This is a genomic window from Pseudoalteromonas sp. Z1A6 (assembly GCF_011378745.1).
GTDB classification, from domain to species: Bacteria; Pseudomonadota; Gammaproteobacteria; order Enterobacterales; family Alteromonadaceae; genus Pseudoalteromonas; species Pseudoalteromonas arctica.
In genome coordinates this window covers 1-13,437 of sequence record NZ_WTKW01000091.1, presented here as the reverse complement: position 1 = coordinate 13,437, position 13,437 = coordinate 1, and the positions used below count along the sequence as shown (strand labels likewise).

The 13,437-nt window shown below is 39.8% G+C and carries 14 protein-coding genes; 10 read left to right on the top strand and 4 right to left on the bottom strand.

The window, feature by feature from the left end:
* Nucleotides 1-226 precede the first annotated feature (226 nt).
* Entirely contained in the window at nt 227-1,336 is a 1,110-nt protein-coding gene (gene zapE / locus GQR46_RS07935) for a cell division protein ZapE (protein ID WP_165740641.1), read from the bottom strand.
* A 59-nt stretch (nt 1,337-1,395) separates the two neighbouring features.
* On the opposite strand from zapE, the gene rsuA reads away from it, so the two are divergent.
* The 3 genes from rsuA to GQR46_RS07920 all read left to right on the top strand — a co-directional run bounded on the left by rsuA (nt 1,396) and on the right by GQR46_RS07920 (nt 3,911).
* Complete coding sequence (rsuA, locus tag GQR46_RS07930) at nt 1,396-2,094, top strand: 16S rRNA pseudouridine(516) synthase RsuA (protein WP_165740640.1); 699 nt, start codon at nt 1,396-1,398, stop codon at nt 2,092-2,094.
* A 120-nt stretch (nt 2,095-2,214) separates the two neighbouring features.
* The gene (gene rluA / locus GQR46_RS07925) at nt 2,215-2,868 is read left to right on the top strand and encodes a bifunctional tRNA pseudouridine(32) synthase/23S rRNA pseudouridine(746) synthase RluA (RefSeq protein ID WP_024589793.1); all 654 of its coding nucleotides are present in this window, start codon (nt 2,215-2,217) and stop codon (nt 2,866-2,868) included.
* A 92-nt stretch (nt 2,869-2,960) separates the two neighbouring features.
* Complete coding sequence (locus GQR46_RS07920; RefSeq protein ID WP_165729247.1) at nt 2,961-3,911, top strand: DUF3530 family protein; 951 nt, start codon at nt 2,961-2,963, stop codon at nt 3,909-3,911.
* Here the strand turns inward: GQR46_RS07920 and djlA are convergent.
* The 3 genes from djlA to GQR46_RS07905 are packed head-to-tail and all read right to left on the bottom strand — an operon-like array spanning nt 3,894 to nt 6,446.
* Nucleotides 3,894-4,760 carry a co-chaperone DjlA gene (gene djlA, locus GQR46_RS07915; protein WP_007585079.1) on the bottom strand — a complete coding sequence of 289 codons (867 nt, stop codon included), beginning with the start codon at nt 4,758-4,760 and terminating at the stop codon, nt 3,894-3,896. The genes GQR46_RS07920 and djlA overlap by 18 nt on opposite strands.
* 31 nt (nt 4,761-4,791) lie before the next feature.
* A complete protein-coding gene (gene murU / locus GQR46_RS07910; protein ID WP_165740639.1) occupies nt 4,792-5,448 on the bottom strand; it encodes an N-acetylmuramate alpha-1-phosphate uridylyltransferase MurU in 657 nt (218 codons plus the stop codon).
* Nucleotides 5,445-6,446 carry a phosphotransferase gene (locus GQR46_RS07905; RefSeq protein ID WP_165740638.1) on the bottom strand — a complete coding sequence of 334 codons (1,002 nt, stop codon included), beginning with the start codon at nt 6,444-6,446 and terminating at the stop codon, nt 5,445-5,447. The genes murU and GQR46_RS07905 overlap by 4 nt, the downstream gene beginning before the upstream one ends.
* 111 nt (nt 6,447-6,557) lie before the next feature.
* Between GQR46_RS07905 and lptD the strand changes: the two genes are divergently transcribed.
* The 7 genes from lptD to GQR46_RS07870 form a co-directional block, all read left to right on the top strand.
* Nucleotides 6,558-8,810 (top strand): LPS assembly protein LptD, encoded by a 2,253-nt coding sequence (gene lptD / locus GQR46_RS07900; RefSeq protein ID WP_024589798.1) that lies wholly within the window; start codon nt 6,558-6,560, stop codon nt 8,808-8,810.
* A 38-nt stretch (nt 8,811-8,848) separates the two neighbouring features.
* Nucleotides 8,849-10,141 (top strand): peptidylprolyl isomerase SurA, encoded by a 1,293-nt coding sequence (gene surA, locus GQR46_RS07895; protein ID WP_165740637.1) that lies wholly within the window; start codon nt 8,849-8,851, stop codon nt 10,139-10,141.
* Between the two features lie 5 nt (nt 10,142-10,146).
* The gene (pdxA, locus tag GQR46_RS07890; RefSeq protein WP_165740636.1) at nt 10,147-11,139 is read left to right on the top strand and encodes a 4-hydroxythreonine-4-phosphate dehydrogenase PdxA; all 993 of its coding nucleotides are present in this window, start codon (nt 10,147-10,149) and stop codon (nt 11,137-11,139) included.
* Complete coding sequence (rsmA, locus tag GQR46_RS07885; protein ID WP_002960838.1) at nt 11,136-11,942, top strand: 16S rRNA (adenine(1518)-N(6)/adenine(1519)-N(6))-dimethyltransferase RsmA; 807 nt, start codon at nt 11,136-11,138, stop codon at nt 11,940-11,942. Before pdxA ends, rsmA begins: the two co-directional genes overlap by 4 nt.
* On the top strand, nt 11,926-12,315 hold the full coding sequence (gene apaG / locus GQR46_RS07880; RefSeq protein ID WP_007585091.1) for a Co2+/Mg2+ efflux protein ApaG: 390 nt from the start codon (nt 11,926-11,928) through the stop codon (nt 12,313-12,315). Before rsmA ends, apaG begins: the two co-directional genes overlap by 17 nt.
* An 8-nt stretch (nt 12,316-12,323) precedes the next feature.
* On the top strand, nt 12,324-13,142 hold the full coding sequence (locus GQR46_RS07875) for a symmetrical bis(5'-nucleosyl)-tetraphosphatase (RefSeq protein ID WP_165740635.1): 819 nt from the start codon (nt 12,324-12,326) through the stop codon (nt 13,140-13,142).
* 136 nt (nt 13,143-13,278) lie between these two features.
* Nucleotides 13,279-13,437: MCP four helix bundle domain-containing protein (locus tag GQR46_RS07870; protein WP_165740634.1), on the top strand; the 159-nt coding region annotated here is incomplete at its 3' end.

Genomic DNA, 13,437 nt, shown 5'->3' with positions numbered 1-13,437 from the left:
TTCACAAAGAGGCTAAGAGGGCGCTGCGCTTTAGAGAAGTAAAAATAAATAATTACTATGTTTTATGTCTTCTCATTTACTCCTCTTTTACTTCTCTTCGGAGTTTTTCAAGTTTTTAAGTGATTTATTCGCAAGGATTTTAAGAGGCATTACGCTTTAGTAAGGCAATGAATAGCAATCAGCGCTTCTCACGTGAGCAAGCTCGTTTACAATATATTTTAAAGCGTTACCAATTTTGCATTTCGACTATGCGCGATTGCGTGCGTGCATATTCAAAGCTCAACTTTTTACCTTTATACAAATGTTCAATGTCGGTTTGCGCATTTATCACTAGCAATTTATGGCAATCGTAAAACTCATCTACTAAGGCAATAAAGCGCCGTGCTTCGTCGTCAAAGGTGTGCTCATCAAGCGTTTGTTTTTCGCGTTGGTAACTATCTTCTATACCATGAACAATAACTTTACCCGTTGCTTTAGCACCCATTTGCGGCACGTTCGATACATATAACACATCAAATTGCGTTGCTAAAAACATATAGTCGTTAGCACTGCGTGGGCCTGAACATAGCGCCATAAAATCAATCATCAAGGCATTATCGGCTCTTAATAAATAAGGTAAATTGCGCCCATGCACACTAACTGTGTTGCTGCATGTTACAGCCGGATACGAAGCTAAAAACTTACTTTCAAAATCGTGATTTGATAAATTAATAAAATAGTGACGACTGTTTTTACCATATCTAAAACGGTGATCGTCCTCCCCTGCCACGTTAATTATATGGCAATAGTTATTAATTAAATCGATAGTAGGTAAAAATCGCGCCCGTTGCAGGCCGTTGTAATAAAGCTGCTCTGGCTTTGCGTTCGATGTGGCCACCAGCACAACACCTTGTTCAAACAACGCATTAAACAATCTGGCCATAATCATGGCATCGCCAATGTCGCTTACAAAAAACTCGTCAAAACATAGTACTCGAATATTTTTAGCCCACTGTTTTGCAATTAGGATTAGTGGATTTTTTTGACCTTGTAGCTGCGAAAGCTGGGCATGCACTTGTGCTATAAAATGATGAAAATGCAGCCGCTGCTTTTGCTCAATAGGTAGGTTTTTATAAAACAAATCCATTAACATGGATTTACCACGCCCTACGGGTCCGTATAAATAAACACCTTTTATTAAAGTCGCTTTTTGCCACCACGATGTGTGAGTTTGAAGTTGCTCGCTTAGCGTATTTAAAGCTTCCACCGCATTTTGCTGCGCAGCATCAAAACACAGTTCACCCGTGTCTATTTTTGCTTGGTAAAGGCTTAAAATTTGTGTGCTGTGCACTGTCATGGTATTTCACTATCGGCTATAATCGCGCCCATTGTAGCCGACTAAAAATGTGAACCAAAATGAAATTCCCTTGCCGCTTAGATAAATTTATTAGCCACTTAGCTGAAATACCGCGTACCCAAGCTCGCGCGAGTATTAAGCGAAAAGAAGTAAGCGTTAATGGCGAAGTAATCACATCACATAATTTTCAGCTAGCCCAGCCAGATGAAGTACTGTACCAAGGTACACCTTTGGTATTTTTAGGTAAGCGTTATTACATGCTAAACAAACCTGTTGGCTATGTATGTGCTAACAGTGACGAGCTACATAAAACTGTTTTTGACTTACTTGATGAGCCAAATATGAGTGACTTTCATGTAGCAGGTCGTCTTGATATAGATACCACAGGGTTAGTTATTATTACTAATGATGGCGATTGGTCACATAAAATTACGTCACCTAAAAGCAATAAATTTAAAACCTACCTCGTCGAAACCCAAGAGCCGATTACCGATGAAGCCCTTGAGCAATTACGAACAGGTGTCATGCTGCATAACGAAAAAGATTTAACCCGCCCAGCTATAGCAGAGAGACTTGCTAATTACGGCCTGCGTTTATCAATAAGTGAAGGTAAGTATCATCAAGTTAAGCGTATGCTTTACGCGGTAGATAACAAAGTAGTTGAGCTGCATCGCGAGCAGATTGCGGGAATTACCCTAGATGACAACTTGGCCAGTGGTGAATATCGACTATTAACAGCGCAAGAAATTAAGTTATAAAAGTGCTTTAAAGGAGCTAAGGCTTGGATTATTAGTTAAAACAATATAGCCAAACTTTTACTTGAGCCTGTTGGCCTGCTCTACTAAAATAGCGACCTTCAAAATTTACTAAGGTCGGCCGTGTTAGTTAATTACAATCCCCCTATGAGTCCGTATTTAACGATACTTTTTCAGGATGACGACTTACTGATAGTTAATAAACCAAGTGAGTTATTAACTGTCCCAGGTAAAGATCCTAAACATGCCGACAGCTTAATTAATCGTGTTAATCGTGTTTTTCCTACAGCAAGAATAGTGCACCGCTTAGATATGGCGACTTCTGGCATACTGTGCCTTGCCATGAATAAAGCAGCGCACAGGCACTTAAGTATGCAGTTTCAAGAGCGCGAAACAGCTAAACGTTACATAGCACGTGTATACGGACAACTTGAAGCTGAAACAGGATCAGTAGATTTACCCCTTATTTGTGATTGGCCTAATCGCCCAAAACAAATGGTTGATCACGACAGAGGTAAACCTTCGCTTACGCATTTCAAAATACTTGAGCGTGAAGAAAATGCAACCCGTGTAGAGCTAACCCCAATCACTGGTCGCTCGCATCAACTACGTGTGCATATGTTAAGCCTTGGTCATCCTATTTTAGGTGATAGACTTTACGCCCACAAAGAGGCACTTGCTGCCGCTCCTCGCTTACAATTACATGCACAAATGCTGCAATTAAAGCACCCTGTAACTGAGCAAGTACTTACTTTTGAAGCCGAATTAGAGTTTTAGCAGGTTCAAATTTACTAGCTAATTCGCTCTATACATTAAACTTTTAGATAACCTTGCCGATACCTAACTAATTGTCATTAGTTAGGTGCGTTATGCTATTTCCACGGTTTTTAAAAGGGGCTTTTTATATACAGCTCAGCTGTGCCCTACTTTTAGCTAACCCCATCAGCGCAGCTGAACATATTGCTCCACCTAGCCTATCAAGTATTGAAAATAGCGATATTGAGCGACTACTTCCAAGCGATGAAATAAAGCCTATATTGGCGGGTGAAACAGAATTTTTAAGCCTTTACAGCGAGTATATGAGTAGTAATTTTAGAGGTATCGTAATACTTATACCCGACTGGCATTCTTCACCTACCAATAATTCAGGTATGAGCTACTTGCGCAAAGAGCTTAATAATTTAGGTTACAGCACCTACGCAATGACAGTACCCGACATTGACTGGCAAGCAAGTAAAATGGCCGAAGCAATGCCCAGCGAAGCCGAAGCTGCGCCTAGTAAAGCCGATGAACCTGCATCACCCGACACAGCAACAAGCGCACAATCACAGCCTGCAAAAATAAAAGAAGAACCTCATTACGTTAATGCAATTGAAAAAGTAACTGATGACGTGCTCGATAACTACAAAATAAATCTCATTTCTCGTTTTAATGCGCTGTATCAAACTGCAATGGAAGACTCGAGTAATATAGTGGTTATTGCACAAGGTACGAGTGCGGGTGTGTTGTTGGAGTACTATGCAGATTTTCCGGACGAGAGAGTTGAGGCGTTTATAAGTTTAAGTAGTTACCTGCCTAACACAAAGCGTAACGAAAGCTTGAGCCAAACGGCTTCACTTGTTACACCTGCCTTGCTTGATATTTACTATGCAAATGACAGCACAGACATCTTAATGAGTCTTAAAAATCGTCAGCGCTGGGTTAACCGAAATGCAAAGTTTGATTACCGCCAACGCCAGTTGTTTGGCCTGCGCGATCAACCAGATCAACACGCACGCCTAACAAAAGAAATAGACGGTTTTTTACGCCGACTTTTTTAAATACTCATAAGCAGCTTGAATATCTTGGCTCTTTTTAACAGCTAATTCCATCATGTGTTTTGGTAAACCTTGCGATACTAATTTATCTGGATGATGTTGCGACATAAGTTTACGGTACGCTACTTTTATATCACGCTGCGTTGCATCGCTACTTAAGCCTAATAACGCCAATGCTTGCGCACGGTTCATATTATTATTTGGCGGTACATGGTGGCCAGAACCTTCACGGTAACTACTACTTTGACCTTGGTTTTGTTGCTGCTGATTAAAGCGCTGTTGTTGCTTTCTAAAGTTAAACTCAGCTTGATAACGCTTTAATACAAATGCAAAGTGTGTTTTAGAAATGCCTAGCTGTTTACTTACTTCTGCTAATAGTTGCTTTTCTTGCTCGGCTAGCACGCCATCAGAAAATGCCATCTGAATTTGTATTTCTAAAAATAACTGTATTAAATCATTTCGTTTAGCAAAGCGTTCTTTAAAATCGTGTACTGTTTCTTTAAGTGAAAAGTCACTCTCTTTACCTGATTGAAATGCATGCTGTGCTTCACGGCGTTCTTCGCCTTTTAAGCCCATTTCATCCATAAACAAGTTAGCCGCTTTTATATGTACTTCGCTAACTCGACCATTCGATTTAGCAATGTGCCCCATGACAGCAAAGCAGCTTGAAAAGAATAAAGCTTGGCGCTCGTGAACATCGTCACCACTAAATAAACTAGAAAAGCCGCCTGCTTTATCAAAGTTATTTTTTAAGCTTTTATCAAATAAATGACCTAGGTATAAACCTAAAATGGCACCAAATATTTTGCCAAACATAAAGCCAAAACAAAAACCGAGAATTTTTCCCCACATCTATAATACTGCCTTCTTAAAAATTGAGTTATTACGCCTCAAGGCGCTTGTTTAATTGGTTTAAACGCTCTGGTGTACCAATATCATCCCACTGCCCTATATAGAGCTCAGTTGAGACTAAATGTTCATTTAGCTTTTCACGTAAAATAGGCCCTAAAGGGCGAATACCTTGCGTTAATCCTTTAAAAAAATCAGCCTGATACCGGCCAATCCCCGAAAAGGTATATTTTTGACTCTCGGCCGATAAATGGCTCAATGCAAAGTCGCCATCTAGATTGTGTGGCGGGTTTTCTATCAGCACTATATGCGCCTCACCGGGTTGTAAATGAAGTTGCATTAGCGCACTTACATCATAGTCGGTGTATACATCGCCATTTACTACAATGAACGAGTCACCCAACAGCGGTAACGCTTCAATTATACCGCCAGCCGTTTCAAGGCCACCTTCAACTTCTTGGCTATAAAGTATGTTTACGCCAAATTGGCTGCCATCTTTAAAGTAGTCTTTTATTTTATCACCTTGCCACGCAAGGTTTATTACAATATCGGTAATACCGGCAGCTTTAAGATTATTTATATGGTGCTCAATAAGTGGTTTTTCTGCCACTTTTAACATTGGCTTTGGCATATTTTGCGTAAGCGGCATCATACGCTGTCCGCGCCCTGCAGCTAAAATCATCGCTTTCATGAGCGCTCCTTTGCTAACTTTTCAGTCACTTTTGGCACTATGGTATTTTTTGTCCACTCACTCAATGCTTTAAGCTCTGGGTAATTTGCCGCTACTTCAATAATATAATCAAGCGTCGGTAAAATATTGTCTAAATAACCTGTTTTATCATCACGTAAATATAATCGACAAAATATTCCTGCCGCTTTTAAATGGCGCTGTAAGCCTGTTAAATCAAACCAATATTTAAATTCATCAAATGAAGTGTTAACCATTAAGTTTTGAGCTGTAAATTCTTGATAAGCAAAATCAAGCAAGCTTGTTAACTCTTTTTGAGGCAGTTTAAAGTAGCAATCGCGTAGTAGCGATACTAAATCGTAGCAAAGCGGACCGCGTACAGCATCTTGATAATCTATAATTGCCCACTGGCCGTTACTGTTCATAATATTACGGCTATGGTAATCGCGATGAACGGTAACAGTTGGCTGCTCAAGCATGGCCTTTATTAATAGATCTGAACTTGTTTGCCACATTACTTTTTGCTCTGTGCTTAGTGGCTCATTAATAAAGTCACTCACTAACCACTGGCTAAATATATCAAGCTCTAGTGTTATAAAATCTTCGTTGTACGCTTGCATAGCAGAAGCTGTGGGCGTTTTAGCCCATTGAGCGCTTAAACTAATTAATGCTTGATAGTGCTCGGTGCGGTTTGCATCATCAAGCATGTCAGCTAGGTGCGTACTCCCTAAATCACTAAGAACAAAAAAGCCTTGTTTCTCATCACTTGCAATAATAGTAGGAAGTAAAAAACCTTGCTCAACAAACACCTGATTTAGCGAAATGTAAGGTTCGTTATTTACTTTTTTTGGATCTGAGTCCATCACTATTAAATGCTTATTATCGTGATTTAAACGGTAATAACGGCGAAAGCTAGCATCACCCGTGATCGCGTTTAAAGTATGCGACTTGGCGTTAAGGTGTATGTTTATAAATTGTTGTAAATTCTCAAAGCGTGTCATTTTATAAGATATCTATTTTTCACTAAGTTAATTAGGTCAATTACTGTAATTGCCATTATTTTCCTTTATTATGTGTATATTATATTAAACACACAGTATTAAGGTCGATAAATGAGCAAAACCTGGGGCATATTGATGCTAAGCGTAGTTAGCGCACCATCGCTTGCCGAAACTGAACTGGCACACAACCTTTGTGGCATTTCAATGCAAACCAGAGCTTGGCAACCACTTGAAGGCCTTAACCTTGGTGAAGTTGATATTCAAGCTGATGATGTTGAGCTACTTGGCACTCAAAGCGCTGAATTTACCGGCAATGTTGATATTAACACCCTTAAGATGAGTTTGTCCGCACAAACTGCGTTGATAGACAAACAGCGTGGTTTATTAAATGCAACGGGGCCAATTACTTATCAAGATTACGTAAGTAAAGTAAACAGCACCGGATTAAATGCCGATTTAAATAATTCAGAAGTCAGTTTGTTAGGCGCCGACTACAGCCTAACCGAACAACAAGGTAAAGGCGGCGCTGAAAAGCTCACTGTTAATCAGTCTGGCCTATTACTCATGAATGCAAGCTTTACTACTTGCCCAAGTGACACCCCAGTATGGGAAATTGAAGCTGACGAAATAAACCTTTCACGCGAAGAAGGCTGGGGCGAAACATATAACGCCGTATTACGCATTCTCGATACACCGGTTTTATATTTACCTTATTTTACATTTCCGCTAGATGAGCGCCGCAAATCGGGTTTACTTACCCCGACTATTTCAAGCTCTGACAAATACGGTCTTGAAACAATTACGCCGTACTATTTAAATATTGCACCTAATTTTGATGCCACTATTACGCCTCGTTATATGTCTAACAAAGGGCTGCAATTACAAACAGAATTTAGATACCTAACGGAGCAACACGAAGGTTTAGTAGGGATTGAATATTTAGATAGTGATGATTCTGAGCCAGACTTGAATGAACGCTACATGTTTCATTGGCAACAGCAAAGTTATCTGGGTGAAAACTGGCGCGCAAACGTTGATGTAACCAATGTGAGCGATGATAACTACATCACCGATTTAAGCTCAAATTACGCAAGTAAAACCGATACACAGCTGTATCGTACTGGCTCACTTACTCATTTGGGTGATACATGGCGCACCGATATTAAAGTACAAAACTTTGAAGTACTGGGCGATCACTTAGAGTCATATACTGCAATACCACAAGTTAATTTTACGCAAACTGCGCCTTGGCGTTTTGATAATTTTGATTTTAGTGTGTCTGGGGAGATTAGCCATTTTACTAATGACTCATCAGAAGTGGCCATAGACAGCGCAACACGTGTACACGTAGAGCCAAAAGCACGCTACAACTACGCAACGCATGCGTGGTCATTTTTATCTGAAGTGAGCTTATTGCAAACTAATTACAAGCAAAGCGGAAACTTAACAGGCACGCAATATAGCGATACTGTATCGCGTACTATCCCAAAAGTACGTTTGTACTCTCAGCTTAATTTTGAGCGTGACGCATCTTACTTTTTTGAAGATGCTATACAAACACTAGAGCCGCAAATTCAGTATTTATATACACCTAATAAAGATCAGTCAGATATTGGCTTGTTTGATACAACCAAACTGCAAGATGATTATTATGGTTTATTTAGGGACGTGCGCTTTTCAGGTGTTGACCGCATAGCAGCAGCGAATCAGTTTACTTTAGGTGCTACAACGCGCCTATTTGATAAAAAACAAGAAGAAGTATTTAATTTTAGTGCCGGCCAAATATTTTATTTAAGTGATGACGCCAAGCCAACAGAGCAAGGCTTGAACTCAGACACTAATTATAATGCACTATTTGCAGCTCAAACCATGTTACATTGGCACCGCCGTTGGTACCTCGCTGGAGGTATTCAATACGATACAGATGGCAAGCAAATGGTACAGTCAAATGTAACACTTGATTATAAAGGTGATAATAATCAGCTAGTACAATTGAACCATCGCTATGCAAATGATGTCTCAGGAAATACAATCGAGCAAGCAGGTGTATTTACAAGTATTCCTATTAGCGACGAATGGCAATTTATTGCAAGCTATCATCGAGATCTTGAAAACAACAGAAGTATCGAAGTATTGAGCGGATTACAGTATGAATCATGCTGTTGGGCTATCCAAATTACTGGGCACCGCCAAATTGAAACAGATTTAAATCAATCAATAGGCCAAGAACAAGCAACTTTTGATTCAGGTATTAGTTTGAATTTTGTATTAAAAGGACTTGGCAGTAAAAGCCGTTATGATGCACAAAAATTATTACAACAAGGTATTTTTGGCTATCGTAGACCGTATTTTCTTAGTAACTAGTATCACAACAGTACTATCAGCAGAGTAGTAAAAAGAATATGAATTTAAAAAAATTATTAACATCAGCAGTTTTAAGTGTCAGCCTTTGTCAAAGTGCAATGGCTGCACCAGTCGAAATAGATAAAGTTATTGGCGTTGTAAACGAAGGCGTAATTTTAAAAAGCGAAGTAGACACCATTATTAACCGTGTTAAAAAGCAAGCCGAAGAACAAAGTCAACAATTACCAAAAGACGAAACGCTTCGTGTGCAAGCTGTAGAGCGCTTAGTTAATCAAGCGCTTATGATGCAAATGGCTGAGCGTATGGGGTTACAAATCTCAGACAGCCAACTTGATCAAACTCTTGCAAGCATGGCACAAGAGCAAGGCGGTACAATTGCCGATTTACGCCGTACTATTGAAGGTTCGGGCGAAAGCTTTCAAGCTTACCGTGAAGAAATTCGTAAAGAAATTACAACGCAGCAAGTAACACGTGCAAGCGTCGATCGCCGTATTTATATTAGCGAACAAGAAGTTGATAACCTTTTAAAAATTATGGAAACCCAAGGTCAAAGTGCTGAAGAGTACGACATTGGTCATATTTTAATAGATATCCCTAACGATGCGAACGCTGACGAAATTGCTGGCGCAAAAACACGCGCAGATAAAGTTATTGAGCTATTAAACGATGGCCAAGAATTTAAGCGTATTGCTATTTCATCATCAAGCGGCTCTAAAGCACTTGAAGGTGGACAGCTTGGTTACATGGGCATTAACGAAATGCCGTCGCTTTTTGCTGAAGCAGTAAAAGGCCAAAAGAAAGGCGCTATTGTTGGCCCACTTCGCTCTGGTGCTGGTTTTCATATCATTAAAGTACAAGATGTTCGTGGTTTACAAGTTGTAGAAACAACTGAAGTGCGTTCACGCCATATACTAATTAAACCTTCAATTATTTTAAGCGAAGAAAAAGCACGCTCAATGCTTGCAGGCTTTGCAAAAGACTTACGCGCAGGAACTGCTGACTTTGGTGAACTCGCTAAAGAATACTCAGAAGATCCAGGCTCAGCACTTAAAGGTGGCGAGTACGATTGGACAGACCCGACTACTTACGTACCAGCATTTAAAGATACATTGCTTTCTCTTAAGCAAGACGAAATAAGCGAACCGTTTAGAACACAGTTTGGTTGGCATATTGTTCAGTTACTTGGCAAACGTGTTGCTGACAAAACTGAGTTGGCTAAACGTAACCGTGCTCATGGTATGTTATTTAACCGTAAATTTAAGGAAGAAAGTTTTAACTGGCAGCAAGAAATGCGCGAGCAAGCTCACGTTGATATTTTCCCAATAGATTAATAAATATGACCTTAAGAATTGCTATTACACCGGGTGAGCCTGCCGGTATTGGCCCAGATTTGCTACTCACGCTTGCTCAGCAAGCGTGGGATGTTCAACTTATAGCAATTGCCGATGGCAAGCTATTAAAAGAACGTGCAAAACATTTAGGCTTAACAATAAACTTAATTAAATTTGATGATAACGCACCAGCAAAGGCAGCACCTGCTGGTAGCTTGTATATTCATCAGGTTGATTTAGGGGCAGATGTAGAGCTTGGCGTACTAAACGACGGTAACGGCCAATACGTGTTAGATACCTTGCGTATAGCAAGCGAAAAAAACATGGATGGCACCTTCGATGCAGTTGTTACGGGCCCGGTTCACAAAGGTATAATTAACAAAGCAGGTATTTCGTTTAGTGGGCACACTGAGTATTTTGCGCAGCAGTCAAATACTGCTGATGTAGTTATGATGCTTGCAACAGAGGGCTTACGCGTTGCACTTGTAACCACGCATATTCCACTAGCGTATGTATCGCGTGCCATTACACCTGAGCGTTTAACTAAAGTAGCGGGTATTTTAAATCACGACTTACAAACTAAGTTTGGTATAGAAAAACCACGTATTTTAGTGTGTGGTTTAAATCCGCATGCCGGTGAAGATGGCCATTTAGGTCGAGAAGAAATAGAAACAATCACGCCAACGCTTGAGATACTTAGAAGCGAAGGTATGAATTTAATTGGCCCACTACCAGCCGATACCTTATTTCAAGATAAATACCTATCTGAAGCAGATGCAGTACTTGCTATGTATCACGATCAGGGATTACCTGTGCTAAAATACAAGGGATTTGGTAAATCGGTAAATATTACCCTTGGCTTACCATTTATCCGCACATCAGTTGACCACGGTACTGCACTCGATTTAGCAGGGACTGGTACAGCTGACGTTGGCAGTTTTGAATTAGCGATCCGCGAAGCAATTAAGCTCGCCCAAGAAAAAGCACAAAATCAATGACCGATAAAGTACATTTAGGACACCGCGCTCGTAAGCGTTTTGGGCAAAACTTTTTATTTGATGAATCTATCATCGATAAAATAGTCTCTGCGATTGATCCTAAACCAGAAGACAACTTAGTAGAAATTGGCCCCGGCCTTGGCGCAATTACTGAGCCAGTGGCCGACTTAAGCGGCCATTTAACGGTTGTTGAATTAGATAAAGACTTAGCACAACGATTAATTGAACACCCATTTTTGGGTCCTAAATTAACCGTTAACCAAGGCGATGCAATGACGTTTGACTTTGCAAGCTTGGTTCGCGATGACAAAAAATTAAAAGTGTTTGGTAACTTACCTTACAATATTTCGACACCGTTATTGTTTCACCTTTTTGAATTTTCAGATCATATTGAGCACATGCACTTTATGCTTCAAAAAGAAGTAGTAAAACGCATGGTAGCAGGCCCAGGTAGTAAAACATTTGGCCGCTTAAGCGTAATGACTCAATACTACTGTAATGCAATGCCGGTTGTTGAAGTACCACCTGAGTGCTTTAAACCAGCGCCAAAAGTTGACTCTGCGGTTATTCGTTTAATACCTAAAAAGCCAGAGCAACGTACAGCAAAAAGCGTTAAAATATTAAACACAGTGTGTTTAGAAGCCTTTAATCAACGCCGTAAAACACTGCGTAACAGTTTAGGTAATTTACTAACTGCAGAAGAGCTTACTAGCATTGGCATTGATATAACGCTGCGTGCTGAGCGCTTATCTTTACAACAATTTATTGATATAGCTAACTGGATTTATGACAACAAGCAGTAATATTGGATCGCCTGTAAAGGTGTCTGTAGAAACATTTTACGTAGAAGGCCAATCTCAACCTGAGCTTGAAAAATACGTATTTGCTTACTCAGTAACGATTAAAAACCATAGTTTATGTAGTGCAAAATTACTGAGCCGCTATTGGTTAATTACCGATGCAAATGGCAAAGAAGTAGTAGTAGAAGGTGAAGGCGTTGTTGGCGAAATGCCAGACATTGGTCCAGGCGAAAGCTATAAATACACCAGCGGTGCAATTTTAGATACACCTGTGGGCACAATGCAAGGCCACTACACGTTACGCAACGAATTTGGCTCTGAGTTTCAGGCGCCTATTAATGTGTTTCGTTTGGCTTGCCCTAACATTTTGCATTAAGCACTTAAATGGCAGATTATGCGATAGGTGATTTACAAGGGTGTTTTAGTGAATTTAACACCCTTTTGCAACGAGTTGATTTTAACCCAAGCAAAGATCACCTTTATTTAGTTGGCGACATAGTTGCCCGCGGGCCAGACTCCCTAGCCTGCTTAGACTATATTTACCAACACCAAAATAGCATGACCATCACTTTTGGCAATCACGACCTTCACATGGTTGCCTGCTACTTTCTTAACAAACCTACCAATCCAAAAGATAAACTAAACCCAATATTTGAAAGCCCAAAATTAGCGCGTTACATCGCCTTTTTACAAACCCAACCATTGGCCTTAGAGCTTATAAAACATAACTGCTTTATATCTCATGCCGGATTAAACCCCGATTGGTCTATTGAAGATGCGCTAAAACAAGCACAATTTGCACAAAGCTGTTATCAATCACATAATGCCAAAGCGTTTTTTGAACACATGTATCAAACTCACCCGGAGCAGTGGTCAAGCAATCTTGATGACTTTGCAAAATTTAGATACATAGTTAATTATTTTACCCGCATGCGCTTTTTAACAAGTGATAACAAACTCGAGCTTAATGCAAAGGGTGCAATAACCGATAGCCAAACATTAACCCCTTGGTTTAACCATCCTAATATAGCTAAAACTAAACACGATATTATTTTTGGCCACTGGGCCGCGCTTGAAGGTAGGACAGGTAATCCGCGGGTTCACGCCTTAGATACAGGCTGTGTATGGGGTAACACCATGACCCTAATGGAGCTGAGTACTAAAAAAGTAATTATCGAAAAATCCCACCTTTCGTCTAAATAAACTGAAAAAAAACAATACATCTGTTAGATTTATCAATTAATAGTTAAAATTAGTTAAAGTAATTGATTTTAATTACTTAACTTATTGGTACAAACGCCGATAAGTCTTAATTGAAGTACTTTTGAGTGGAAATCTTATGAACCTGACAGTAAGCCAACGTATTTGGGGTGGTTTTATATTTATCACACTATTATTATTAATAATTGGTGGTAACTCCTTAATAAAAATTGCAAATATTGACCGTTCTACTCAAAAAGTGAACCAACTATCACTTCCAGCACTAAATAAAAGCTCA